The organism is Solirubrobacter pauli (genome assembly GCF_003633755.1).
In the GTDB taxonomy this organism is placed as follows: domain Bacteria; phylum Actinomycetota; class Thermoleophilia; order Solirubrobacterales; family Solirubrobacteraceae; genus Solirubrobacter; species Solirubrobacter pauli.
In genome coordinates, this window is sequence record NZ_RBIL01000002.1 from 322,681 (window position 1) to 347,857 (window position 25,177).

Consider the following 25,177-nt stretch of genomic DNA (forward strand, 5'->3'; position numbering starts at 1 on the left):
GCTACGCGAGGAGCTCCACGTAGCCGTCCGTGCCGTGCACGCGGATCCGCGCGCCATCCGGGATCAGCCGGGTGGCGCGCTCGACGCCGACGACCGCCGGCAGGCCGTACTCGCGCGCGATCACCGCGCCGTGGGTCATGAGGCCGCCGACCTCCGTCACGAGGCCCTTGATCGCGACGAACAGCGGTGACCAGCTCGGGTCGGTGAAGGCGGTCACGAGGATGTCGTCGGGGCCGAGGTCGGCGTCGGCGACGTCGAGGACGACGCGGGCGCGGCCCTCGACCGTGCCGGAGGAGACGGCGAGGCCGACCAGCGCGCCGGCCGGCACGTCCTCGCGGCGGTACGCGCCGGTCAGCGCCTCGCCCTCGGACGTGAGGACGCGCGGCGGCGTCATCGCCTCGTAGCCCCGGAACGCGACCTTGCGCGCGGCGATCAGCGCATGGTCGGCGTGCCCGCTGCGGGTGACCTCGTGCAGCTCGGCGAACGAGAGGAAGAAGACGTCCTCGCGCTCGCGCAGGACGCCGGCGGCGACGAGGCGGTCGGCCTCCTCCAGCAGCGCGCGCTTGTAGATGAAGTAGCGGCGGATGAAGCCGTACTTGGGGTATTCCCGGTAGCCGATGAACGTGCGGACGCGGTCGATGTGCTCCTTGGCTTCCGCCGCCTTGGCCTCGCCGTCCGCCAGCGCTCGCAGCCGCTCGAGGAGGTCCTGCTCCTTCGCGGCCGCCTCGCGACGACCCTGCTCGAAGCGCGCGGGGCCGGCGCCCGGAGCGAAGTTGCGCACGTTGCCGAGGATCATCGGCACGAGCAGCGACGGGTGCTCGCTCCAGCGCGGACGCGTGACGTCGATCTCGCCGATGCAGCGCATGCCGTACCGGTCGAGGTAGGCGAGGATCGCGTCGCGCGCCTCCGGCCCGCCCGGCACGTCGGCCAGCGCGTCCAGGAAGCCGTCGTCCTCCGCCTGCTCCAGCAGCGCCACGACCTCCGCGTGCGGGCGGACGACGTCGGCGACGTCGAGCAGCGCGAGGCCCATCTCGGACGTGACGTTGTGCGGCACGGACTGCGTGAGCGTGTCCGCCGCGTTCTTCTCGCCGAGCCACTCGAGCATGTGGTCGTTGAGCCACTGGGAGCTGTCCATCGCGCCCATGAACACCTGGAAGCTGCGCGGGTCGAACAGCAGTCGCCGCAGCTCCTGGATGTCCTCGAGGATGAAGTCGAGCAGCGCCGGCCCGGACCGGCCCCGGATGTCGCGCTCGAGCGCGGCGACGGACGCCTCGTTGTGCGCGATCAGCGCCTCGACGATCGCGGGGTCCGTCGCGATCGGGGCGGGCGGGGTGAGCCCGGGCGGGGGCCCGGCCGGAGCGGCGTCCGCGACGGTCGGCACGAAGCCGCGGTCGATGACGGTCCGCAGCGCGTCGCCGGTCAGCGGGTCGCCGGTCGTGATCATCTGCAGCAGGCCCGCCCGGACGGCCGGGGAGGCGAGCTGCGCGGTGACGTCGACGAACAGCCGCCCGCCGGCCTCGTGCATCGGCGGCTTGGCCGTGAGCTGGAAGAGCGAGAGCCCGAGCGGCTTCATCGGGTCGGTCATCATCTGCTGGTGGCCGACTGAGAGGTAGACGTGGTCGCCGTCGTCCGCCGCCGCGGGGATCGGGAACAGCGTCGTGATCGGCCGGCTCTGGACGAGCGCGAACGCGTCGCCGGTCAGGCACCACTCGATGTCCTGCGGGCGGCCGAAGTGCGCCTCGACCCGCCGGCCCAGCTCGACGAGCCGAGTGAGCTCGGCGTCCGTCAGGACCGGCTCGGCGTGCTGCGTCTCGCGGGCCACGACCGCGCCGTCGCGCACGCGGTAGGTGTCGGGGTTCACCCGCCCGGAGACGAGCGCCTCGCCGAGCCCCGGAACCGCCTCGACCGTGGCGACCCTGCGGTTCGACGTGACGGGGTCGGCGGTGAACAGCATCCCGGCGGCGCGCGGCTCGACCAGCTCCTGCACGACGACCGCCATCGGCGCGGCGTGGAGGTCGTGCCGGCCGCGGTACGCGACGGCCCGCTCGGTGAACAGCGAGGCCCAGACCTTGCGGACGTGCTCGACGACCGCCTCCACGCCGACGACACCCAGGAAGCTGTCGTGCTGGCCGGCGAACGACGCCGTCGGCGAGTCCTCGGCGGTGGCGCTCGAGCGGACGGCGTAAGCCGTGCCCGGGCGGACCCGCGCGCCGATCGCGGCGACGAGGTCGGCGGGCAGCGCGACCTCCGCCACGTCCGCCGTCGAATCCGCGTCCCCGACCACCCGCCGGAAGGCGTCCGTGGTCACGCAGAACCCGGGCGGGACCTGGACGCCGTCGATCCGCGACAGCTCACCCAGGCTCGCGCCCTTGCCGCCCACGAGCGCGACGTGACCCGCCCCGACGTCCTCGAAGCCGACCACGTCGGCGTGCCCTTCCGTGCCCATAGCGCTGCTCCCTTCATCGCTTGCGGCGAGCGAGTATGAGGCACACCCGGGGGCTTGATTCAAGCCCCCCTACCAGGGATACTCTGGATGTGGCGGGGGACAGACGGCCTACGCCACCACGTCGCGCTGCGCCGCATCGACCAGCGCGGCGACCGCCGTCTTGACCGCGGTCGTGTCGCTCAGCGCCGGCCGGGTGACCGCGTAGACGTCGCGGCTCGGCGCCGCGTCGGGGCGGAGCGGGCGGGTGACGACGTCGCTGCGGATGACGCCGAGGGCGAGCGAGGGCAGCAGCGCGAGGCCCATGCCGGCGGCGACGAAGCCCTGGGCGGGCCAGAACTCGTCGGCCTCGATCACGAAGGTGGGGGTGAAGCCCGCGCGGTCGAACGCGGCGAGGGTGTTCCGGCGGCAGCAGCCGATGTGGTTGCCGAGGCGGATCCAGGTCTCGCCCGCGGCGTCGGCGAGCGCCACCGTGCGGCGCTTGGCGAGCCGGTGGCCGCGGGGCAGCACGATCCGGTAGACGTCCGTGAGCAGCGGCGTGTAGACCAGCCCGTCGCCGCCGACCTCGTCGTGGACCTCGATGACCGCCACGTCGATCAGGCCGCGGCGCAGCAGTGCCAGCGCCTCTTCGGGGACCTCTGAGCGGAGCGTCACGTCAAGGCCCGGCAGCCGCGCGTGCAACTGCGCGAGGGCGGGCGGGACGAGCTCGGCCCCGGCGCTGGCGAAGGACGCCAGCCGCAGCGACCCGAGCTGGCCGGCGTTGAGCGCCATCAGCTCCGACTCGGCCTGCGCGAGCTGCTCGAAGATCCGCGTGGCGTGCCGTGCCAGCAGCTCGCCCGCGGGCGTGAGCCGGACGCCGCGGCCCGCCGGCTCCAGCAGCACGGACCCGCTGTCGACCTCGAGCGCGGCGATCTGCTGGCTGATCGCGGACGACGAGTAGCCGAGCTGGGTGGCCGCCTCCCGCACCGATCCGGTCGTGGCGACGGCTTGGAGCGCCTGCAGCCGCTTGGGGTCGAGCACGGATGAGACTGTACGCGATTGCTTAAGAGTCGGCCATGAATCTTCGCTGGAAGTTCACGCTCCGGCGGCTCAGCATGGTCGTCATGGCGGCTTCACGGACCATCCTGCGACGCGCGTACCTGGCCCAGGGGCTCGGTTCAACCGTCGAGGGCATCGGGCTCTCGACCGCGGTCCTGTACTTCAGCGGCCATGTGGGCCTGTCGGCGGAGGCGGTCGGCGGCGTGCTCGCGTTCGCCACCACCGCCGCGCTGGTGCTCGTGCTGCCGATCGGCATCCTCGCCGACCGGATCGGGCTCAAGCGCGCCGCGGTCGGGCTGGGGACGCTGGTCGTCGCGGCGTTCGCCGCCTACGCGCTGGCGCGCGGCCTGTGGCTGTACGCGGTGGGCGCGACGCTGTTCATGATCACGCAGGCGGGGCTCGGCGCCGTCCGCCAGGCGATCGTCGCCGACAACGTGGACGCCGGCGAGCGCGTGCGCGCCCGTGCGGTGATGCAGACCCTGATCAACGCCGGCTACGGCCTCGGGACGATCGTCGGCGCGCTCGCGGCCGTGATCGGGGGCGACGCGGCGTTCCTCGCGGCCTTCGTCGGCGCGGCGGTGCTCGCGCTGGGCGCCGCCGCGCTGCTGGCCAGCCTGCCGATCCGCCCGCGGGCCACGACCGCACCGCGGGTGCGGCCGGGCCTGGTCGCGCTGCGCGACCGCCGCTTCACCGGGATCTGCGCGCTCGCGACGATCGTGCTCCTCTCGATGCCCGTGCTGTCGATGCTCCTGCCGCTGTGGATCACCCAGCGCGTGCACGCCCCGGGCTGGGTCGCTCCGGCGACGCTGGGCGTGAACACGCTGATCGTGATCGTCACGCAGACGCGGTGGACGTCGCGCGTCTCGAGCGACGCCCGCGCCGCGCGGTCGCTCGCGCTCGGGGCGACCGCGCTGCTCGCCGGCTGCGCCGTGATCGGCGCGTCCGGGCTCGTGCCCGCGGAGGCCGTGGCGGCGCTCCTGGCCGGCACCGTGCTGCTGACGGTGGGCGAGATCACCGCCGGCGCCGGCCTCTGGCACGTCGCGTTCACGCGGATGCCGACGACGGCGCCGGCCCAGTACCAGGCCGTCTACGGCATGGCCGGCTCCGCCGCGCGGGTGCTCGGCCCGTTGGCGGCGCTGCCGCTCGTGCTCGCCGCGGGCGTCACCGGCTGGGTCATCCTCGGCGCGGTGATGGCGGTCGCCGCGGGTGCGCTGGCGCTGCTGGCGATGCGTGACCACGTCGCTCCGATGGCGGTGCCCGCGCTGAACCGGTAGAACACCGCGCCGTGGATGACGTCGTCTTCAGCGTGGAGATCGGGGAGCAGGCGGCCGCCGTGGTGCGCCGGCCGGGAGGCCGGCTGCTGTTCGTGCAGCGCGGTGCCGGCCTGGGGGTGGTGCTGGACCGCAGCCCGTCCGGCCTGATGATCGGCGGTCGGCTGGTCGCCGCGGGGCGCGTGCCGGAGACGGCGACCGGGGTCACGGTCATCGACGCCGCGGGCGAGGAGCACGAGGCTACGCTCGACGGCGACGCCTGGTTCGTGGTCGCCGGCGAGGCCGGCTTCGACGAGCAGCTCGTGCGCTACCGCGACGCGCAGGGCGAGATCGTCGGCGCGCTGCCCGCGGGCGAGCGCTTCCCGGTGCCGGACGCGACCGATCCGTGCCCGGTGTGCGCCGCGGTCGCGTGGACGCAGGTGGCGTTCACGCAGGACGGGCACCCGGGCGTGATCGTCGGCTGCGAGCGCTGCGGGTGCACCGTCGGCGGGGTCGGCGGGCCACCGTGGCTCGGCCCGTTCGGTGAGGAACGCCCACGCCGGACGCGGCGGCGCAAGACGCCGGACGACCTGCTCACCTCGACCGTCGCCCGCGCGTCGTTCGCCGTCTACGCGCCGGTCGGCGCTCCGGCACGGGTGAGCCGCGTCAGCGCCGCGGGCGAGGACCCGTTCGACGGGCCGGTCACGTGGGTCGAGCTGGTCGCCGAGCCGGCGGCCGGCGTCGTCCAGGTCAGCTCCGCCGCGCCCGACGCCCGGCGCCCGACCGCGCTGGCGTCGTGCCTCGCGGCCTTCGCGACGCCGACCGGCGAGCCCGGGCCGCAGTCGCCGCCGGGGAAGCTGGTGCGCTCACGGCACGCGCACCGGGTGCGGCGCCGGCTCGCCTTGCGGGCAGAGGAGGAGACGCGCGCGCGGTCACGGTCGACGGCACCCCCGTGCCCTTCAGCGTCCTCGCGCTGCCCGACCGCTGGGCCGCGCGGCGCGAGCACGACGGCGTCGAGGTCGTCGTGCTCGGGAGCGGGGTGGACCCGGCGGACGTCGCGCTCGAGCGTCTGCGCTCCGCCCGCCTGCCCAGCTGAGCGTCTGCTGATTCCGACCGGCGGTCCATACAGACGACCGCCGCCGCAGGACAGGATCGACGGCGGGTCCAATACGAAGAGAGGGAACTCTTGCAACGCTCTTTCAGCGCGCTGTCGATGGCCGCTGCGATGACGCTGCTCGCCGCCGCTCCGGCGGTGGCGGTCAACACGGTCACGACGGCCAACGGCGCGAACTGGCAGATCCACGACGCGGCTCCGCCGATCCTGGACACGGGCAGCATCCGCGCGATCTCCGACAACGCCTTCTACGGCTTCGGCGGCATCCGCGTCAAGGTGGCCGACATCCCGGCGACCGATCCGACGGCGCGGCTCAACGGCGAGCTGATGCGCGGCTTCGGGCTGACGTTCGACGGGGAGGACTCGTTCGCGACGACGACGCCGGTGGGGCTCGGCGGGGTGGCGATCAGCCGCACGATCAAGGTGTCCAAGGCGGGCAACTGGACGCGCTGGCTGGACACGTTCGCCAACACGACCGGACGCACGATCACGGTCGACGTGACGTTCGGCGGCACCGCCGGCCTGAACACGACGAACAACCAGAGCAAGGTCGCCGCGACCTCGTCCGGCGACAGCACGATCGACAACGCGGACACGTGGGTGTCGATCAACTCGCCGAACGCGGCGGGGGTCAGCTCGCGCGGGCCGAGCGCGGTCGTCACCGGCGCGCAGTCCGGCACCGGCAACTTCCAGCGCGACCCGTTCGGCGCGGCGCTGCCGACGACCGGCCTGGAGGCCAACTTCTACGGCTACCGCAACACGATCACGCTCGCGCCCGGGCAGACGAAGTCGCTCCTGCGCTACGTCGTCGCGGGGCGGACGGAGACGACGAGCACGATCGGCGCGCAGACGTCCGCGGTCGGCGCCGCCGCCGCGACGCTCGCGGGCACGCCGGACCTTGCCGGCCTCTCCGCGAGCGCGCTCTGCACGGTCACCAACTTCACGCTCGCCCAGGACTGCGCGAGCACGCCCGTCCCGGCGCTGCCGACGCTGCCCGAGGCCAAGCTCAAGACGACGTCGTCCGGCTACGACGTGGTCGACAAGTCGATCACGCAGCTCGCGAACGACATGGCGTCGGGCCTGACCACCTCGCAGGAGATCACGCGCGCCTACCTGGACCGGATCGCCGCCTACGACCAGGGCCAGTTCGGCTTCCACAGCTTCATCACCGTCGCCAAGAACGCGATGGCGCAGGCGCAGGCGGCGGACGTCGCCCGCGCGCAGGGCGTCAAGGGCGACCTGCTCGGCGTCCCGGTGATCATCAAGGACCTCTACGACACGAAGGACATGCCGACCACGGACGGCTCGCTCGCGTTCGAGGGCTGGCAGCCCAAGCGCGACGCCGGCCAGGTCAAGCGCCTGCGCGACGCCGGCGCGATCATCCTCGGCAAGGGCAACCTGTCCGAGTTCGCCAACTCCGGCTCCTACAGCGAGTCCGGCTACGGCATGGTGTGGAACGCGTTCAAGCCGTCCAAGACGTCGCTCGGCTCGAGCGGCGGCAGCGCCGTCGCGGTCGCCACGTCGCTCGCCGGGTTCGGCATGGGCTCGCAGACCGGCGTGTCGCTGTACGCGCCGTCCACCGGCGCCTCGCTGGTGACCCTGCGCGGCACGGACGGCATCGCCTCGGGCGCGGGCGTCATGCCGCTCACGTGGCTGCAGGACTTCGCGGGCCCGATCGCGCGCACGACGAGCGACATCGCGCGCATCCTCAACGTCACGACGGGCACCGACCCGGACGACATCGCCACCGTCCACGCCGACGCGGACGCCAAGCGCCCCGCCGACTGGAAGGTCGCCCTCGATCCGAAGGCGCTGCAGGGCAAGCGGATCGGCTACCTGCCGAGCTCGTTCACCAGCGCCGGCAGCTACGGCCAGTCCGACGGCACGGTCGAGGCGGTCATGGCCAGGTTCGCCGACATCCAGGCCGCGGGCGCGTCGATGGTCGAGCTCACGACCAACCCGCCGAGCGGTCCGAGCGGCCCGACCCTGACGGGCAACCGCGCCGAAGAGGGCTGGCAGCAGTACTTCGACCTGCACGAGAACCCGCCCTACAAGACCGCGAGCGAGATCCTGAGCTCGCCGAAGGTGCTGCCGTACAACCGCCAGACGGTCGCCGCGCGCCCGCGCATGACGGCCGCGGACAACCAGGCGGTCATGCTCAACCGCGACGAGTACAAGGCGCGCATCAAGACCTGGATGGACGCCGCGGGCGTCGACGCCGTCGTCTACCCGGGCTTCCGCAGCGACGTCTACGACAACGACGGCGCGCAGACGCTGTCGAGCGACCGCAACAGCGGCGTGCTGACGTCGAACGTCGGCCTGCCGACGCTGGTGCTCCCGATCGGCGCCAACCCGCACGGCGACCCGATCTCGATCCAGTTCGTCGGCCGCGCGTTCGAGGACGCGAAGATGCTCGGCTTCGGCTACGCGCTCGAGCAGCAGCTCGGCGGCAAGGGCCACCTCGCGCCGGCCACCGCGCCGCGCCTGGCGTTCGCGAAGGACACGCCGGCCACGGTCGGCGGCACGGTGCCGGCGACGCTCGCGCTCGGCCTCGGCGCGCCGGCGACGTTCGGCGCGTTCACGCCGGGCGTGGACCAGGAGTACACGGCGACCACGAAGGCCAGCGTCATCTCCACCGCGGGTGACGCGACGCTGAGCGTCGCCGAGCCGGGCCACCTGGTCAACGGCGCGTTCAGCTTGCCGGAGCCGCTGCGGGTGTCGTTCTCGAAGGCGGTGTGGAGCGGGCCGACGAGCAACGAGAACGTGGACATCACGTTCAAGCAGCTGGTCAAGAAGACGGACGCGCTGCGGACGGGCAGCTACAGCAAGACGCTGACGTTCACGCTCAGCACGACGAACCCCTAGAGGGGGAGCTCGGCGCTGATCGTGGTGCCGGCTCCGGGTGGACTGCTCACCCGGAGCCGGCCGCGCAGCGCTTCCACGCGGTCACGGAGGCCGACCAGGCCCGAGCCCTCGAAGCTCGCGCCGCCGATGCCGTCGTCGGCGACGGACAGCGCCAGCTCGTCGCCGGCGGTGACGGTCACGCGGATCGAGGTGGCGTTCGCGTGCTTGACCGCGTTCGTGATCGACTCGGCGATCACGTAGTACGCGGCGATCTCGACCGCTTCCGGCAGCCGGCCCTCGACGACGTCGTACTCCACCGGCACGGGGGAGCGGGTCGCGAGCGCGCCGACCGCCGCGTACAGCCCGCGGCTGAGCGCCGCCGGGTGCAGTCCGCGGGCGAGCTCGCGCAGCTCCTCGAGGGCGAGACCCAGCTCGTCGGAGATGGCGTCGAGCTCCGGCGCGTCGAGCTGGTTGCGCACCATCCGCAGCGCGAGCCGCGCCGCCACCAGCCGCTGCTGCGCCCCGTCGTGCAAGTTGCGCTCGAGGCGCTTGCGCTCGGCGTCGGCCGTCCGCACGAGCCGTTCGCGGGACTCGAGCAGCCGCTCGCGGGCGTCGGCGCTCGCGAGCGCCAAGGACGCGAGCTGCGCGAACTCGGTGAGGCGCTCCTCCGCGTCGCTCGGGAGTCGCTCGCCGCCGAACGCGGCCAGGATGAGCGCGCCCCAGACCTCGCCCTCGACCACGACCGGCGTCGCCGCGCCCTCACGCAGCCCGTGCATGTCCACGTCGGTCCGCTCGTACTCGTCGAAGCGCGCCGGCAGCCCCGTGTCCCGCACGAGCGTGAGCGCGCCGCCGGCGCCGAGCGGGAACGCCGTCCCGGCTGGGAACGCGTCCACGTCACCCCAGCGGCCGGCCACCTCCGCGCCCGGCTCGGTGAAGCGCACGACCGCGGCGGCGCTCACCCCGCACACGCGGGCGGCCTGCGCCGAGATCTCCGCGAACACGTCCTCGGGCGGCGCCGCGCTCGCGACGAGCACCGCGATGTCGCGGAGCGCGTCGGCTATTCGCCGGGCCACGGCGGGAGCGGCGGCGCCGACATGATCTCCACCTGGTGGCCGGCGGGATCGCGCACGAACGTCCGCGGCGCGTCCCAGGCGTTGGTGCCCTCGCGCATCGCGACGCCGCGCTCGGCCATCGCCCGCAGCACGGCCTCGTAGTCGGGCGCGACGATCGCGACGTGGCCCTGGCGGGCGGGCTGCGTCGGCTCCTCGACCGGGACGAAGTGGATCTGCGTGCCCTCGCGCTGCACCCACGTGAAGCGGCCACGCAGCAGCGGCGGCGGGTCCATCTCGTCGAAGCCCAGCAGCGCCCAGAAGGCGACGCAGTCTCGGACCGTCTCGGGCGCGACTTCCAGCGTGACGTGTTGGAGCATGCCCTGCAAGCGTCGCAGAAACTCGTGGGGAACTCTTCACGTCCTCTTCGCTTCGGCCGCGACCGTTCTCGCCGTCATGGCGACGAGGTCGAAGCAGCGCCCCCGGGCGAAGATGAAGGTGCGCGGGCTCAAGGCGCGCCGCACGCGCCGTCCCGGAACGCGCCGGCCGGGCAGCATGACCGCCCTGCTGGCCGTGCTCGCCGTGGGCGCGGTCGTCGCGGCCGCCCTCAGCGTCGGCGCCGACGACCTCGGCGTGCAGGTGTCCGAGCGCACCGTCCAGGTCGAGCGCGGCGTGATCGAGACGCTCGTCTCCGGCTCCGGCAACCTCGAGCCGGTCCGCCAGGCCGACCTGAGCTTCGCCACCAGCGGCCGGATCACCAAGATCTACACGTCCGAGGGCGAGCACGTCAGCAAGGGCGAGCTGCTGGCCCGCATCGACGACCGCGCGGCCCGCGTCGCGCTCGCCAAGGCCCAGGCCGAGCTCGTCGACGCGCAGGACGCGCTCGGGGCCGCGCAGGACGCGACGACGACGAGCGCGGCGACGGCGAGCGCGGCGACGGCGCGTGCGGCGGCGGCGAGCGACGCGGCGGCGAGCGCGGCCGGTGCGCCCGAGGCGACCCCGGCCGCAGCGCTGGCGGCGGCGAGCGCAGCGGCCACGCGCGCGCCGGCGGCCGCGATCGTCGCGCAGGCTTCGCCGGCGCCGGCGGGCACGCCGGGCGCTTCCGCCACGCCCACGCCCTCCGCGTCTGCTGCTCCGCCGGCGGCGGCCACGGCCGCGCCCACGCGCACGCCGGCCGCCACCGCCGTCCCCCAGACCGGCGGGGGCGGCTCGGCCCAGAGCGTCGAGTCCGCCGAGGCCGCGGTCGCGAGCGCGCAGCTCGCGCTCGACGAGGCCGAGGATGCGCTGGCGGCCACCGAGCTGCGCGCGCCGATGGCCGGCACGGTCGCCGCGCTGAACGGCGCCGTCGGCGACACCGCGGGCGCCTCCGGCGGCGGCGAGGCGTCGCAGGACGAGCAGGCGGCGTCCACGAGCTCGGCGTTCATCACGCTCGCCGCGCTGTCGCGGCTCAAGCTCGAGGTGGCCCTGAGCGAGGCCGACATCGGCAAGGTGCAGGTCGGCCAGTCGGTGACGGTGAGCGTCAACGCGGCTTCAGGTGAGCAGGTCGCCGGCCAGGTGGCGAGCGTCGGCGTGCTCTCGAGCACGAGCACGAGCGGCTCGGTCAGCTATCCGGTGGTGGTCACGGTCGACCAGTCCGCGGAGGGCATCCGCGCGGGCATGAGCGCGACCGCGGACATCGTCGTCGACCGGGCGACCGGCCTGGCCGTGCCCAGCCAGGCGCTGCGCGGCTCGAGCGTGACCGTCGACCGCGGCGGGCGGCGCGAGACGCGCCGTGTGCAGACGGGCGTGGTCGGCGAGCGCATGACCGAGGTCGTCAGCGGCCTCGAGGCGGGCGAGACGGTCGTGATCACGTCGACGAGCGCGATCCAGGGCGCCGTCACCAACGCGCAGGGCGCCGGGCAGCGCGGTGCGACCGGCCTCGGCGGCCTCGGCGGCGGCGGTGCCGCGCGCGGCGGCTTCGGCGGCAGTGGCGGCGGGTTCGCGCCGCCCGGTGCGGGCGGTGGCGGGTTCGGCGGCGCCCGGGGTGGCCCGTGAGCGCGCAGCCGGTCATCCACCTGCGCGACGTCACGCGCGAGTACCGGGTCACGGAGGAGGTCGTCGTCCACGCGCTGCGCGGGGTCTCGCTCCGGATCGACCAGGGCGACTACGTGGCGGTGATGGGCAGCTCGGGCTCCGGCAAGTCGACGCTGATGCACATCCTCGGCTGCCTCGACTCGCCGACCGACGGGCGCTATCTGCTCGACGGCACCGACGTGCGTGACATCCCCGAGGACGACCTCGCCGACCTGCGCAACCGCAAGATCGGCTTCGTCTTCCAGGCGTTCAACCTCGTGCCGCGCACGAGCGCGCTGGCGAACGTCGAGCTGCCGCTGACCTACGCGGGCGTGCCACGGGCGACCCGCCGCATGCGCGCCGCGGCCGCGCTGCGCGCCGTCGGCATGGGGGAGCGGATGCACCACCTGCCGTCGGAGCTGTCCGGCGGCCAGCAACAGCGTGTCGCGGTCGCCCGCGCGCTCGTCACCAACCCGCCGCTGATCCTCGCCGACGAGCCGACCGGCAACCTCGACACGCACTCCACCGCCGAGGTGCTCGACGTGTTCGAGCGGCTCAACCGGGCCGGCCGCACGATCGTGATGATCACGCACGAGGACGACGTCGCCGCCCGCGCGCAGCGCACGATCCGCCTCGCCGACGGGCTCGTCCTGTGAGCGGCCGCGAGATCGTCCGGATCGCGCTGGGCGGGGTCGCGGCGAACAAGCTGCGCTCCGGCCTGACGATCCTCGGCATGACGATCGGCGTCTCCGCCGTGATCATCCTCGTCGCGGTCGGCAACGGCTCTAGGAACGCGGTCCAGGCGTCGATCGACGCGCTCGGCTCGAACGTCCTGCTGGTGCAGCGCGCGTTCGGGGCGGAGGTCACGTTCACGCAGCGCGACGCGGACGCGCTCGCCGACGAGTTCAACGCGCCGGACGTCGAGCGCGTCTCGCCCGTCGTCAACGCCACCGGCACCGCGTTCGTCGCCGGGCAGGAGAGCTACGAGCCGAGCTCGGTGGTCGGCACCGTGCCGGCCTACGCCCAGACACGCGCGTATGAGCTCCAGAGCGGCGCGATGTTCACGTCGGCCGACGTCAGCCGCCACCGCCGGGTGGTCGTGCTCGGTCCGACCGTCGCGCAGAGCCTCTTCGGAGGCGCCGACCCCGTCGGCCAGAGCGTGCGGATCAACGGGACGAGCTTCCAGGTCGTGGGCGTCACGGCCGCCAAGGGCTCGAACGGGACGCAGGACCAGGACGACATCGCGCTCGCGCCGGTCACCGCGGTGCAGGACGCGGTCACGGGCTACGCGTCCGGGCTGAGCTCGATCACGGTCGAGGCGCGGTCCGGCGACGCGCTCGACGCCGCCCAAGCCGAGGTCACGTCGATCCTCACGCAGCGCAAGGACGGCGCGGACGGCTTCCAGGTGATCAACCAGAGCTCGATCCGCGAGGTCGCGACCGCGTCCACGGACGTCTTCACGACGCTGCTCGGCGCCGTCGCCGCGATCTCGATGCTCGTCGGCGGGATCGGCGTGATGAACATCATGCTCGTCTCGGTCACCGAGCGCACGCGCGAGATCGGCATCCGCAAGGCGATCGGCGCGCGCCGGGCGGACATCCTCGCCCAGTTCTTGACCGAGGCGGTCGTCATCAGCGCCTTCGGCGGCATCACCGGCGTGCTCGTCGGGATCGTCGGCAGCCAGTTCGAGATCGCGGGCGTCGAGCCGGCGATCGCGGCGTACTCCGTGGCCCTCGCGTTCGGCGCGTCCGTGCTCTCAGGCCTGTTCTTCGGCACCTATCCCGCGGGCCGCGCGGCGCGCATGCGCCCGATCGACGCCCTGCGGTTCGAGTAAGGAGTGAGATGACCGACGAAGACCTCCTGTCGGAGCCGCTGCCCGTGCGCACGCGCGGCCGGCTCGTGACCGGCGTGGGCGCGGCGTTCGCGGCCGTGACGATCGGCGCGCTCGGGTTCCTGGGCGGCGTGCACGTGCAGAAGGCGCAGGGCGAGGCGACACCCGCGCGCGGGGCCTTCCCGGGCGGCGGCGGGTTCGGTGGCGCGCAAGCCCAGCAGGCCGACGCCACCACCGGCGAGGTGTCGAGCGTGGACGGCTCGACCTTCTACGTGCAGGACGCGAGCGGCAACACGATCCGCGTGCGCGCGGGCGAGCAGGCGAAGGTCTCGCGCAACGCGGTGGCGGACGCGGAGGCGATCCACCCGGGCGACACGGTCGTCGTCACGGGACGCACCGCGAGCAGCGGCACGGTCGTCGCGACCTCGGTCATCGCGACGGCGAGCAACGCAGGTCGATGAACGGAGACGAGATGGAAGAGGAACTGGAGGGCGGCGTCAGCTGGATCGCGATCGTCGCCGTGGTGGCGGTCGTCGTGGCGGCGGTCGCGTTCTTCGCGGGCCGCGCGCTCGCGGGCGGCGGCGGGCCGGAGACGCTGAGCGAGGCGGTCGCGCAAGCGCAGGCCGGCGACCTGCCGTGCGGGGACGTGCCCGAGGCGCCGACGCCGGGCGCTGACACCGCCGGCGCCCCAGCCGCGGGCGGTGCCGGCTTCCTCGTGCGCGCGGTCTGCAACCAGGGCGGCGCCCCGGCCGGCGCTCAGGGGCGGATGGGCTTCGGTGGCGGCCGCGGCGTCGGGCAGCAGGTCAAGTCCGTCGACGGCGACACGCTGACGCTGACCGGCCCGCAGGGCGACACGAACGTCACGATCGGCCCGTCGACGACCGTCTCCAAGAGCGCCGCGGGCGAGGTATCGGACCTCAAGGCGGGCGACAGCGTGATCGTCACCGGCGGCCGCCAGGAGGGCGAGGCCGCGACGAGCGTGCTGATCGTCCCGGGGACCTAGCCCTCGATCCCGGTGTCGCTGTGCGCGGCTCCCACCGGCTTGGACTCCGGGGAGCCGCGCTGGCGCAGGTAGATCGCGAGCACCGCCATCGAGCCCACCGCCAGGAACTCCGACTGCCAGTTCTGCAGCGTGCGGTTCCAGAAGTCGGGCGTGGCGAGGTAGGCGAGGTAGGAGACCGCTTCCTGCTGGTGCTCGAAGCGGTCGTCGTTGTAGGCGATGTGGCCGGCGACCGACTGCCCGGCCCACGACCAGAGCCAGATCGTCCCCATGACCAGCAGCAGCGAGTTCGAGTACACGAAGGTCCGCAGCCCGCCGACCTTGGCCCACTTGGGCGAGTCGTCCCGGGCGTGCTCGCCGACCTTCTGCTCGGAGTCGGACTCGGTGCCGGCCTTGCCCGGCTCCTTGGACTCGGGCGAGCCGCGCTGGATCAGCCACACCGTGCCGAGGATGAACAGCGTGAACTGCAGGTACTCGGACTGCCAGTTCTCGAGCACGTCGACCGCGAACGAGGACGAGCGCAGGTAGCGCCAGAGCGTGATCGGGTCACCGTGGTGGGCGAGCTGCTGCGCGTTGAAGTCGTGCAGGCCCACGAACGCCTGCGCGACGAGCGTGCCGACGAACAGCAGCCCGAACCCCAGCGCGAGGCTGTTGCCCTTCACAAAGCCCACAGGCCGACCGCCGTGAAGTAGAGGAGCCCGGCGAGGATCACCACGAGGTAGAGGACGAACATCGCTCGCATCAGCCCTCGGCCTCGCAGTCGAAGGGCGCGTCGCGCGACGTGGAGGTGCAACCGGCGGCGGAGATGCGCCACCCCGCGCGGGTCAGCTCGAGGAAGTAGCTCGCGCCGTTGCCGACGTCGACCTTGGCGCTGATCGAGTAGACCTGCGCGCGGGTGACCGGGCCGGGGGAGACGTCGAGGTCGGTGACCGCGTCCGCGCACGGCCGGCTCGCCTCGAGCGACTCGGCGGCCGCCGGGGTGAGCTGCGCGCAGGCGATCTCGCCGTCCCCGTCACGCACCGCCTGCAGGAACCGCGTGCTGACCGCGCTCACCGCGCGCTCATCGTCGGCGCGCCCGCATCCCGTCAGCGTGAGGACGAGAAGTGCGAGCGCGACGCGATGCACAGTGGGTCGTTACACCGACCCAGGGGAAAACCCTGCTTAGCCGACGATGAGCTCGGCGGCCTGGCCGATCCGCTTGGAGGCGGTGCGCATGTTCTTGAGCGCCTGCTTGGCCTTCTTCACACCCGAGCCGCCACCGTTGGCGAGCGCCTGGTTGATGCCCTTCTGCAGGCGGCGGATGCCCTTGTTGTAGAGGTCCAGCGCGTCCAGCATCTTCTGGCGGCCGGCCGCGACCGGCTCGGTGTCCGCGACCTCGGCGTTCAGCTGGTCACGCCACTGCTGCACCGACGCCGCCTGACGGCCCGCGGCGGCCTTGGCCTTGCGGAGCTGCGCGCGCGTCCGGAGCTTCTGCATCGCGTTGATGAACCGCTTGTCCTCCTTCACCTGGCGCTTCGCGTTGGAGACGACCACCTCGCGCACCGACGCGTCGCTGGCCTGCGCGGCGGGCGCGCCACCGAAGAGCACCGCGGCCATCAGCAGACCGCTCAGAACGACCTTCCGCATTTCATGAACCTCCCTGTTTTATGAAGCCAGAAAGCGGAGTACCCACGCTTCGCTCACGCGAACCTCGGGAGCACCTCCGCGGCCCACTCGGAGAAGAAGGCGTCCTTGTCCGGGCCGACCTGCTGGACGTAGAGCTCGTCCACGCCGGCCTCCTCATACTGGCGCAGCGACTCCACGTGCGCCTCGAAGTCCGGGCCGACCGGCGTCTTGATCTGCTCGGCGGTCACGAGCTCGGTCGCCTGCTCGAAGTGGCTGGGCGTGGGGAGGATCTGCGCGAGCTCGCCCGGCAGGCCCTCGTTCGGCCACAGCCGCAGGACCGTCTTCAGCGCGTCCTCCTCGGAGGGGCCGTAGCAGACCTTCGTGCCCGCGTGGACGGGGCCCTTGCCGCCTTGGTCCTTGTAGGACTGGATCGAGTCCTTGTCGGGCGACATCGTCACGAAGCCGTCGCCGATCTTGGCGGCGAGCTTGAGCGCCTTCGGGCCGAACGCGGAGACGAGCACGGGCGGCGGCTCGTCCGGCAGGTCGTAGAGGCGCGCGTTCTCGACCGTGTAGTGGCGGCCGCGGTGGCTCTGCTGGCCGCCCTGCCAGAGCGTGCGCAGCACCTCCACCGCTTCCTCGAGCAGCTCCAGGCGCACCTCGGCCTCCGGCCACTTGTCGCCCAGGATGTGCTCGTTGAGCGCCTCGCCCGAGCCGACGCCGAGGTTGAAGCCACCGGGCAGCAGCACCGCGCTGGTGGCCGCCGCCTGCGCGATCACCGCGGGGTGGATGCGGATCGTCGGGCACGTCACGCCGGTCGTGACCTTCAGGTCCGTGACCTGGCTGATCGCACCGATCATCGACCACACGAAGGGGCTGTGGCCCTGCTCGTCGTTCCACGGGTGGTAGTGATCGGAGATCCAGAGCGCGTGGAAGCCGGCCGCCTGCGCCTGCTTCGCCTGCTGGACGAGGTCGCCGGGCGAGTTCTCCTCGCTGGAGAGGAAGTAGCCGATCTTCATGCCTGCGGCCCTACCCGTCGGGCGACCTCGCGCAGATCCTCGACGAAGCCGCGGTACGCCTCCTGACGCGCGTCCTCGTCGCGCTGGCGCAGGCCGTGCAGCCCTGGACGTCCTTGCGCAGCTGCGTGAGGCTCATGGCTGCACCGCGCGCACCGTCCGCAGCAGGTTCTTCGCGCAGGCCTCGCCCGTGGAGGTCGACCAGTCCTTCTCCTCGGTGGTCAGCCACTCCTCGTCGCCCGGTCCCGGCCCCTTGTTCCAGTACGTCCAGTTCTGGCCGGGCAGCGTGTAGCCGATGTCGTTGAGCGCGCCGTTGACCTCGGAGATCACGTGGTGCGCGCCGTCCTCGTTGCCGACGACCACCACGCCCGCGACGCGGTCGTACGCGATCGGCGTCTCCCCGTCCTCCTTGGTCTCGGAGATGAACGCGTCCATCCGCTCGAGCGCGCGCTTGGAGACCGACGAGGGCTGGCCGAGCCAGGTCGGGGTCGCGACGATCAGGATCTCCGCCGCGAGGATCCGCTCGCGGATCGCCGGCCACTCGTCGCCGTCGCTGACCGCCTCCGACACCACGCCCGGGTCGATCCGGTGGTCGGCCAGCCGGATCGTGTCCGTGGTCACGCCCTCCTTGCGCAGCGCGCCCAGCACCACCTCGGCGAGCGACTCCGCGTTGGACGGCTCAGGCGAGCGCTTCAGCGTGCAGACGAGGCAGGTGGCGTGCATCCATGGGCGCTACCCACGCTCTGGCGCCTTGAGCCGGGGCTCGTCGCCCGTGACCGTGATGCCGGTCTGCATCAGCTCGATCACGTGCCCGTCGGGATCGGTGACGAACACGCGCTTGACGCCGTCCCCGCGCGCGAACACCTCGCCGGGCGGCGTGACGCCGGCACGGGCCGCCCGCGCGAGCGCCTCGTCCAGGTCGTCGACCACCAGCGCGAGGTGCGTCCCGTAGCCGATCACGACCTCCGCGTGGTCGTAGGCGGGCGTCATCGCCTGCGCCCGTCCGGGCTCGGTCTCGCCGATCAGGTGGATCTGCTGGTCACCGACCTGCAGCCACGCGCCGGGCGTGTCGAACGTCGACGGCCGCGTCACCTCGGTCAGCCCGAGCGCGTCCACGTAGAAGCGCACCGCGCGCGCGACGTCCGAGACCAGCAATCCTCCGTGATCGATCCGCATGGCGGAAGTGTCTCATTAGCCGGCTCTGAGGCGTTCATCGTCCTCGCACGTGGCGGGGGTAGCTTCGGGGGCGTGGCATCCCTCCCGTCGCCGCGGACGGTGGCCCACCCCGAACCGGCCGGCGTCCGCGGCGACGCCCCTCCAACATCCGTCCTCGGGTGTTCCAACATGCGGACCGCTGCGTACGCTTAGTGCCCTGGCCCAGGTAGTGGAGGGGGCCGAACGTGGGATGCCGGGCGCGACCGCAAGGCCGCGCCCGGCGGACCGTCACGGGTTCGTGGTCGACAGCGTGAACGTGAGCGTCTTCGCGTAGCTGCCGGTGCGCAGCGCGTCGCTGGCCGCGATCGGCTGCTTGAGGTTGACCGTCACCTTGTCGTTGCTGATCGGGCCGGTGTAGGTGTGCAGGGTCGTCGGCGCGCCCGAGAGCGGCGACTGCGCGCCGCCGTTCGCGCCGAGCTGCAGCGGCTGGGGGAGGGCGAACGTGCCGTTGACGAGCCGGCCGGGCGCGGTGGCGCTCGGATCGACGACGGTGAGGGTCGCGTCGCCCGCGCTGGAGATGATCGTGGCGTCGAGGTTCGCCGTGTAGTCGGCGGCGACGCCCGGGACGAACGTGCCGAGGCTCGCGGGCGCGCCGAGCGTCAGCGACAGCGTCGCCGGAACGGTGCCCGAGACGTCGACCGGGTTCGGCTCGATCCGGCCGAGCACGCCCTGCGTCTCGCCGGACGGGCCGGCCGTGAAGTAGAGGTGGTTGCGCTGCCCGCTGTTGGCATTGCCGAAGCCGAACTGCAGTGCCCACAGGCCGCGGATCTCCAGCGGGTCGCCGGCCGCGTTCTTGAGGAACCCGCTCGTGGTCCAGGTGCCGTCGGCGTTCTCGTGGAACGCGTTGATGCGCCCGCCGCCGAAGTTGCCGATCAGCAGGTCACCCGCGTAGGCGCCGAAGTTCGGGTGTGCCGGCGCGGTGCCCCACGGGGCGTTCAAGACACCGCCCGGGCTCGCGATGCGGGCGAGGAAGTGGCCCTGCAGGTCGAACGCGTTGACCACGCCGAGGCCGGCGCCGCGCACCTCGCGGTAGGGCGTCGTCCCCGGCTCAGGCTGCTTGGCGTAGGTGACGATGATGCGGTCACCGACGGTCTGGATGCCGTAGGCGCCGTAGCCCGCGGGCAGGTTCGGGTCGACGAAGGCGCCGGGCGCGTCGATCAGGCCCCAGGCGGCGTTGACCATGTCCACGCGGTTGTTGCGCAGGTCGGCCGCGTACAGGCGCGGCGCGCCGCCGACGGTCGCCAGCGCGAGACCCGTGTAGACGGCGTTGACGTCCTTGCGCGAGAGCTGCAGCACGCCGTTGTTGGCGGGCACGCCACCGCGCCACGAGTAGATCTCCCCGCCGAGCGTGGAGAAGATGAAGGCCGCGGGGTTGCCGAGCGTCAGGAAGTTCCCCGTGCCGGCGCCGGTCGTGATCCCGGTCGGCCCGCCGGGCACCGCCACGACCGTGGTGTTGACCGCGCCGCTCGCGGGCACGATCGTCGACGTGTTCGAGCGCTCGTTGGCCGGCCACCATGGCGACGTCGCGCTCGCGGCGAGGCCCCACGGGTTGCGCAGGTTCGTGTCCGCCCGGTCGGCCGGGAACAGCGTCGTGTCGCTGGACACGAGGTTGTGGACGACATAGCGGTCGCTCGGCGCGGCGTGGGCGGCCGGGACCGCCACCGCCAACGCCAGCACCGTCGCCGTCAAGCCCTTCAGCAGCATCAGACCCCTCTCGTGGACGTTCCTCAGGGGGCACTACGCGCGATCGGCCGCGAACGTTCAGGTGGCGCTGACGCCCTGCACGCGGACGCCGCGCGTGGCGTCGACCCGCAGCGTCGTCGGGATCTTCCCGGGGTTGACCGGCTTGGCGTGCTCGCGGCGCTCCGGCCGCTGCGGCACGTCGGCACGGGCGACGCCGGGCGCGAGGAACGGGGCGCTCGAGGCGAGCGTGACCGCCGCGACGGCGGCGGGGAGCAGACGACGGAGCCGGCGCTGGCGAAGCGAGTCGTTGGTCATGTCGCCAGCATCGGCCCGGCCCGTGGGAGCGCCCTGCGAGAACCCTGGGAGCTTGCTCAGAGGGACCGCCGGTCGAGTAGGTGGCGCCGCAGTGGACGCCCCCCGGCTGGGGGGTCCTGGCGGGGGCGGTTGCGAAACCGCCGGGGTGTGCTTCATGTTGTGAAGGGTGATGACGAACGACACGCACCAGCCGGCATCGTCCTCCACCGACGTGCCGCCCTTCCCGCACCACCTCGCTCCTCCTCCGCTGCCGCTCGAGGCCGCGGAGCGACAGTACGGCGAACGCCCGGCCGCAGCGCCCGGATGGCAACCCGAGGAAGGCGACTTCACCTGACGCTGACGGCGTCCATGCCGAGGTCGGCCGCCCGCGGGTAGCCGGCCAGGGCGAGCGCGACGCGCAGCTCGGCGTCGAGGATGCCGAACGCGCGGCGCGCGCCCGCCTCGCCCGCGGCGCCGATGCCGTACATCAGCGCGCGCCCGATCATCACCGCGCGGGCGCCGAGCGCGAGCGCCTTGACGATGTCGGTGCCGCGGCGGATGCCGCTGTCCAGGTACAGCTCCGCGCGGTCGCCGACGGCGTCCGCGATCGCCGGCAGCGCCTCGATCGAGGCCGCCGCCCCGTCGAGCTGACGGCCGCCGTGGTTGGACACGACCAGCGCGTCGGCGCCGTGCTCGACGCAGCGCTGCGCGTCGTCGGCGCGCATCACGCCCTTGACGATCACCGGGCCCTTCCAGCGTGAGCGCAGGTCGGCGAGGTCGTCCCACGTGACCGTCGGGTCGAAGGCCTTGTTCACGGAGGCCGCGAGCGTCGCGCTCGCCGAGCCCTCCCAGCCGAGGTTCGCCGGCACCATCCGCGGGTTGGCCACGAAGCCGGCGCTCCACCGCGGATGCGCGACGCCCTGCGCGAGCGTCCGGAGCGAGATCCGCGGCGGGACCGAGAACCCGTTGCGCACGTCGCGCTCGCGCACGCCCGCGACCTGCACGTCGACCGTGAGCACGAGCGCCTCGTAGCCGTTGTCGGTCGCCCGCGCGAGCAGCTCGTCCACGAGCCCGCGGTCGCTCATCACGTACAGCTGGAACCAGCGCCGCCCGGCCGACGCCTCGGCGACCTCCTCGAGCGTGCACGACGCCATCGTCGACACCGTCGTGATCGTCCCCGCCCGGTGCGCGGCGCGCGCGATCGCGACCTCGCCGTCCGGGTGCTGGAGCCCGGTCAGCCCGGTCGGAGCGGCGATGATCGGCAACGCGACCTCACCGCCGAGGATCGTCGTGCGCAGGTCCACAGCCGACACGTCGGTGAGCGCCTTCGGGTGCAGCGTGACGTCCTCGAAGGCGGCGAGGTTCCGGCGTGCGGTGACCTCGTCCCACGCTGCGCCGTCCGCGTAGTCGAAGATCGGCTTGGGCACCGAGCGCTTCGCCAGCGCGCGCAGCTCGGCGATCGTCCGGCAGCGCGCCGCCCGGCCCTCCGGGGAGAAGCGCTCCCGGGTGCGCGCGGGCGCGGCGGCGAGGTCGGCGCGCAGCTGGCGCGCGGCGAGGTCGAGGAGCGCGTTCACATCTCGCTGTTACCCGGACGCGCGGATCAGCGCACCCGGACGAACGTGCGCTTGCTGCCCCACAGGACGGCGACCCAGCGCACGCCGGCGGCCGGCAGCGTCGCGGTGGCCTCGCGCTGGCGGGGCTCCAGGAAGACCGACGTGGCCGCGAGCGGCTCGACGTTCCCGCGGCGGCCGAAGCCGCCGACCAGGGCGAACAGCTCGGACGGCACGCGACCCGCGACGCGCACGGTCACGCGCACCCTGTCGCCGCGGCGCTCCGCCCGCACCGGTGCGAGCCCGATGAGCCGGTAGGCGCGCTTGCGCACGAGCCGGTAGGTCGTCGTCCAGCTGCGGGTCCGGCGCCCGTCGGCGCCGCCGATCGTGAAGCGCACCCGCACCGGGCCGAGCCGCTCCGGGGCGTCCACGTCGGTCAGGCGCAGCCGCCCGGAGCCCGCGGCCTTCAGGCGCTTGAAGCTGCCGTAGCCGTGGCGGTCGACGAGCTCCGCCCGGACCTCGCACGCGGCGCTGCAGCGGAACGGCAACACCAGCGTCCCGCTCACACGGGGACTCTTCGGCGGGCTCACACGGACCTCGGGGAGCGGGCTCGTGTCGGCTGGTGCGCCCGTGGCTGCGTGCAGGCGCAAGGCGCCGTCGGCCCAGGCGAGCGCGACCGTGCCGTCGGCCAGCGTCAGCGGGAAGGCGTTCCACGTGTCCGCGAGCTCGCCGCCGAGCGTCTGGCGCACACCTGCGCCCGCGAGGAGCGGGTACGTCGCGAGGTTCGCGGCCGTCGTGCGTCCGCGCGGACCGGTCCAGCCGAGCAGGGCGATGCCGTTGGTGATCCGGGCGGTGACGTCCGCGCCGCCGAAGCCCCACGAGCCGCTCGGAAGGTCCTGCGTGAAGCCGCTGACCGCCTGCCAGAGGTCGTAGCGGATGCGCGGGTCGGCGGCGGCCGTCGGCAGCGAGGCGCTGAACGGACCGCCGGCACCGCGGATCGCGCTGTGCACGCCGCCGAGGCCGGTCCCGCTCCACGTCACCACGGCTTCGCCGGCCGCGCCGAGCGCCGCCGCCGTCCGCGTGCCGAGCGGGTCGCTCACCTTCGCGACGGTCGTCGGGGCGCCGAAGGGCGTGCCCGCCGTCCGCTCGCGGACCTCGACGCGCCCGGGCGTGGGCAGCGCGAGCAACGCGCGCCCGTCGGGCGCCATGGTCAGCGACGGGGTGGAGTAGCCAGTCTGCCCGCCGACCTCGGTGGGCGCGCCGAACTCCCCTCCCGCCGGAGCGATCGCCACCTTGACGGTGGTGCGGTGCGGCGGCCGCCCGGGCGGTAGGCCGGTCCAGGCGACGATGGCCTCGCCGCCGTTGGCGATGCCGGCCGCGAACCAGTCGTCCAGGACGCCCTCGCTCAGCGACTCCTGCCGGCGGTCGACGAGCTTCACCGGCGTGCCGAACGTCCCGCCTGCGAGGCGGCGCGCGGCGTAGGTCCGGACGCGGCGCCGCGGCCCGACGTTCTGCCAGACGACGAGAGCGTCGCCCGCCTCCGAGACGGCCACGGCGACCTTCCCGGTGCTGAGACCCTCATCATCCGGGAAGTCCCGCGGCTCGCTCCAGTCGCCGCCCGGTTCCCGCAACGCCACGAGCACGCCGCTGTCGTCCGGGATCGCCAGCACGCCCGCCCCGTTGGGCTGGGACGCCGCGACCGCGCAACCGGCCGAGTACTCGAGCGCGAACGCGCGCCCCGTCCGGATCCCGTTCGGGGTCACGTTCACGAGCTGCACGGCCTTGCGGTCGGAGGTCACGATCTCGCCCGGCAAACCGGTGGGCGCGGCGCAGCCGACCTCCATCTCGCTCATGGTGAGCGGCGGGATCTCCGCGGCGAGCGCGGGGGTCGACAGCAGCGACAGGGTCAGCAGGGCAAGGAGGATGGTCCGCATGGCGGCGTTCACCCTACTCAGGCAAGCCTCACCTGCACCCCCTGCTCGACGGATGTCGGCGATCAGCCGGCGCGAGCCACGGGCGGCCCGTAGGATCGCGCGATGAGCAAGCCCAAGCGCCGGCATCAACCCGCGTTCCACGTGCCCGGTCGCAAGAAGCGGCGCAAGCGCTGGTACGAGCGGGGCGACAGCGACTGCTGCTGCATCGTCGGGGAGGTGTTCGACGGGCCCTGCTTCGTCGCCACCGCCGCCCACGGCGACGACGCGACCGCCGAGCCGGTCCGGACGCTCCGCGCGTATCGCGACCAGCGGCTCGCGCGCACGTATCCCGGCCGCGTGTTCACCAAGGTCTACTACCGCTACGGCCGCTACGGGGCACGCTTCCTGCGCACGTTCCCGGTGTTCAAGCCGGTCGTCCGAGCCGCGCTGGCGCCGCTGGTCGCGTACGCCCGCACCCGCATCGGACGCTAGGCGCGCGCGATCACCACGTGCCACTCGTTGGCCACGTGGTAGCTGCCGTCGGCGCGACGGCGGTGGGCGAGCGCGTCGACGATGGCGGCACGCAGCTCGTCCACGTGCTCCGGGCCGGCCAGGTGGCCGGCGCCGCCGGCGGCGAGCATCGCCTCGCCGAGCGCGGCCGCGTCGGGGTAGCGGTAGGTGCAGGTCACGTCGAAGGCACGGTCGAAGTGCAGGTCGGCCGCGGGCAGGAGCACCTCGATCGCGTCCGGGCGCCAGTACTCGGCCTCGCTGTCGCGGAAGCGCGCGGCGGCCGCCTTGACGGCCTCGAGGTCGCAGCGGTCCGGGTGCCCGAAGACCTCGGCGACGACGGCGGCGCCCGGACGGGCGACGCGGCGGGCCTCGCCCAGTGCGCGGACGATGTCCTCGGCGAAGAAGAAGGACGAGAAGCCGGTGACGAGGTCGAACGTGTCGTCGGCGAACGGCAGCTCGGTCATGTCCGCCTGGCGCAGGTCGGCTTCGGGGAGCCGGGTGCGGGCGAGGTCGAGCAGCCCTTCCGAGGCGTCCACGCCGGCCACGTCGGCGCCGCGGTCCGCGGCCTGGCGGAGGAAGACGCCGGTGCCACAGCCGACGTCGAGGACGCGTGCGCCGCGCGGCAGGCCGACCGCATGCAGGGCCGCCTCGTAGACCGGCGCCTGCTGGGCCTCGGTCGCCGCCCAGGCGTCGGGCTCCGATCCCCACAGGGCGCCCCAGCGGCGCGCGTGCTCACTCATGGATGTCGTCAAGCTATGTTCCATAGTTAGTGA

The 25,177-nt window shown here is 73.5% G+C and carries 24 protein-coding genes; 9 read left to right on the plus strand and 15 right to left on the minus strand.

The genetic code is table 11. The features are described 5' to 3' along the window. Position 1: 1 nt before the first annotated feature. Positions 2-2,446 (minus strand): rifamycin-inactivating phosphotransferase, encoded by a 2,445-nt coding sequence (rph, locus tag C8N24_RS21395; RefSeq protein ID WP_121253934.1) that lies wholly within the window; start codon positions 2,444-2,446, stop codon positions 2-4. Between the two features lie 108 nt (positions 2,447-2,554). After that, a complete protein-coding gene (locus C8N24_RS21400) occupies positions 2,555-3,463 on the minus strand; it encodes a LysR family transcriptional regulator (protein ID WP_121253936.1) in 909 nt (302 codons plus the stop codon). A gap of 35 nt (positions 3,464-3,498) precedes the next feature. Between C8N24_RS21400 and C8N24_RS21405 the strand changes: the two genes are divergently transcribed. The 3 genes from C8N24_RS21405 to C8N24_RS21415 are packed head-to-tail and all read left to right on the plus strand — an operon-like array spanning position 3,499 to position 8,710. Further along, positions 3,499-4,755, plus strand: coding sequence for an MFS transporter (locus C8N24_RS21405; RefSeq protein ID WP_211340089.1), 1,257 nt, complete (start codon positions 3,499-3,501; stop codon positions 4,753-4,755). Positions 4,756-4,766: 11 nt separating this feature from the next. Beyond that, positions 4,767-5,960, plus strand: coding sequence for a hypothetical protein (locus C8N24_RS21410; protein WP_121253938.1), 1,194 nt, complete (start codon positions 4,767-4,769; stop codon positions 5,958-5,960). After that, positions 5,918-8,710 carry an amidase gene (locus C8N24_RS21415; RefSeq protein WP_245971946.1) on the plus strand — a complete coding sequence of 931 codons (2,793 nt, stop codon included), beginning with the start codon at positions 5,918-5,920 and terminating at the stop codon, positions 8,708-8,710. The genes C8N24_RS21410 and C8N24_RS21415 overlap by 43 nt, the downstream gene beginning before the upstream one ends. On the opposite strand, the gene C8N24_RS21420 is transcribed toward C8N24_RS21415, so the two are convergent. Both C8N24_RS21420 and C8N24_RS21425 read right to left on the minus strand, forming a co-directional pair. Then, entirely contained in the window at positions 8,707-9,762 is a 1,056-nt protein-coding gene (locus C8N24_RS21420) for a sensor histidine kinase (protein WP_121253942.1), read from the minus strand. The two genes, C8N24_RS21415 and C8N24_RS21420, sit on opposite strands and share 4 nt — an antisense overlap. Continuing rightward, positions 9,747-10,118: a VOC family protein gene (locus tag C8N24_RS21425; protein WP_121253944.1), complete on the minus strand. Its 372-nt coding sequence runs from the start codon at positions 10,116-10,118 to the stop codon at positions 9,747-9,749. The genes C8N24_RS21420 and C8N24_RS21425 overlap by 16 nt, the downstream gene beginning before the upstream one ends. A 76-nt stretch (positions 10,119-10,194) precedes the next feature. Between C8N24_RS21425 and C8N24_RS21430 the strand changes: the two genes are divergently transcribed. From C8N24_RS21430 to C8N24_RS21450, 5 genes are read left to right on the plus strand one after another with little or no spacing between them, the layout of a single operon-like run. After that, entirely contained in the window at positions 10,195-11,772 is a 1,578-nt protein-coding gene (locus C8N24_RS21430) for an efflux RND transporter periplasmic adaptor subunit (RefSeq protein WP_170179299.1), read from the plus strand. Continuing rightward, complete coding sequence (locus tag C8N24_RS21435; protein ID WP_121253948.1) at positions 11,769-12,446, plus strand: ABC transporter ATP-binding protein; 678 nt, start codon at positions 11,769-11,771, stop codon at positions 12,444-12,446. Before C8N24_RS21430 ends, C8N24_RS21435 begins: the two co-directional genes overlap by 4 nt. Then, on the plus strand, positions 12,443-13,624 hold the full coding sequence (locus C8N24_RS21440) for an ABC transporter permease (protein ID WP_121253950.1): 1,182 nt from the start codon (positions 12,443-12,445) through the stop codon (positions 13,622-13,624). The genes C8N24_RS21435 and C8N24_RS21440 overlap by 4 nt, the downstream gene beginning before the upstream one ends. 8 nt (positions 13,625-13,632) lie before the next feature. Beyond that, entirely contained in the window at positions 13,633-14,082 is a 450-nt protein-coding gene (locus tag C8N24_RS21445; protein ID WP_121253952.1) for a DUF5666 domain-containing protein, read from the plus strand. Between the two features lie 11 nt (positions 14,083-14,093). Beyond that, positions 14,094-14,624 carry a hypothetical protein gene (locus tag C8N24_RS21450; RefSeq protein ID WP_121253954.1) on the plus strand — a complete coding sequence of 177 codons (531 nt, stop codon included), beginning with the start codon at positions 14,094-14,096 and terminating at the stop codon, positions 14,622-14,624. Here C8N24_RS21450 and C8N24_RS21455 read toward each other — a convergent pair. The 10 genes from C8N24_RS21455 to C8N24_RS21500 all read right to left on the minus strand — a co-directional run bounded on the left by C8N24_RS21455 (position 14,621) and on the right by C8N24_RS21500 (position 23,915). Next, positions 14,621-15,292: a DUF6766 family protein gene (locus C8N24_RS21455; protein WP_121253955.1), complete on the minus strand. Its 672-nt coding sequence runs from the start codon at positions 15,290-15,292 to the stop codon at positions 14,621-14,623. The genes C8N24_RS21450 and C8N24_RS21455 overlap by 4 nt on opposite strands. A 70-nt stretch (positions 15,293-15,362) precedes the next feature. Further along, positions 15,363-15,674, minus strand: coding sequence for a hypothetical protein (locus tag C8N24_RS21460; protein ID WP_147447921.1), 312 nt, complete (start codon positions 15,672-15,674; stop codon positions 15,363-15,365). A 108-nt stretch (positions 15,675-15,782) separates the two neighbouring features. Continuing rightward, positions 15,783-16,247, minus strand: coding sequence for a hypothetical protein (locus C8N24_RS21465; protein WP_121253959.1), 465 nt, complete (start codon positions 16,245-16,247; stop codon positions 15,783-15,785). Between the two features lie 53 nt (positions 16,248-16,300). After that, the gene (locus C8N24_RS21470; protein WP_121253961.1) at positions 16,301-17,242 is read right to left on the minus strand and encodes a TIGR03557 family F420-dependent LLM class oxidoreductase; all 942 of its coding nucleotides are present in this window, start codon (positions 17,240-17,242) and stop codon (positions 16,301-16,303) included. A gap of 132 nt (positions 17,243-17,374) precedes the next feature. After that, positions 17,375-17,962, minus strand: coding sequence for a flavodoxin family protein (locus C8N24_RS21475; protein ID WP_121253963.1), 588 nt, complete (start codon positions 17,960-17,962; stop codon positions 17,375-17,377). Positions 17,963-17,971: 9 nt separating this feature from the next. Next, positions 17,972-18,415 (minus strand): VOC family protein, encoded by a 444-nt coding sequence (locus C8N24_RS21480; RefSeq protein WP_121253965.1) that lies wholly within the window; start codon positions 18,413-18,415, stop codon positions 17,972-17,974. 267 nt (positions 18,416-18,682) lie between these two features. After that, positions 18,683-20,158, minus strand: a complete 1,476-nt coding sequence (locus C8N24_RS21485) for a TIGR03118 family protein (protein WP_121253967.1) — start codon at positions 20,156-20,158, stop codon at positions 18,683-18,685. Between the two features lie 57 nt (positions 20,159-20,215). Then, entirely contained in the window at positions 20,216-20,452 is a 237-nt protein-coding gene (locus C8N24_RS21490) for a hypothetical protein (protein WP_121253969.1), read from the minus strand. A gap of 326 nt (positions 20,453-20,778) precedes the next feature. Continuing rightward, the gene (locus tag C8N24_RS21495; RefSeq protein WP_121253972.1) at positions 20,779-22,005 is read right to left on the minus strand and encodes an alpha-hydroxy acid oxidase; all 1,227 of its coding nucleotides are present in this window, start codon (positions 22,003-22,005) and stop codon (positions 20,779-20,781) included. A 26-nt stretch (positions 22,006-22,031) separates the two neighbouring features. Then, positions 22,032-23,915, minus strand: a complete 1,884-nt coding sequence (locus C8N24_RS21500) for a hypothetical protein (RefSeq protein WP_147447922.1) — start codon at positions 23,913-23,915, stop codon at positions 22,032-22,034. Between the two features lie 102 nt (positions 23,916-24,017). Between C8N24_RS21500 and C8N24_RS34195 the strand changes: the two genes are divergently transcribed. Then, the gene (locus C8N24_RS34195; RefSeq protein ID WP_170179300.1) at positions 24,018-24,386 is read left to right on the plus strand and encodes a CFI-box-CTERM domain-containing protein; all 369 of its coding nucleotides are present in this window, start codon (positions 24,018-24,020) and stop codon (positions 24,384-24,386) included. Here C8N24_RS34195 and C8N24_RS21510 read toward each other — a convergent pair. Then, positions 24,383-25,144: a class I SAM-dependent methyltransferase gene (locus tag C8N24_RS21510; protein WP_170179301.1), complete on the minus strand. Its 762-nt coding sequence runs from the start codon at positions 25,142-25,144 to the stop codon at positions 24,383-24,385. The genes C8N24_RS34195 and C8N24_RS21510 overlap by 4 nt on opposite strands. Positions 25,145-25,177: the final 33 nt, after the last annotated feature.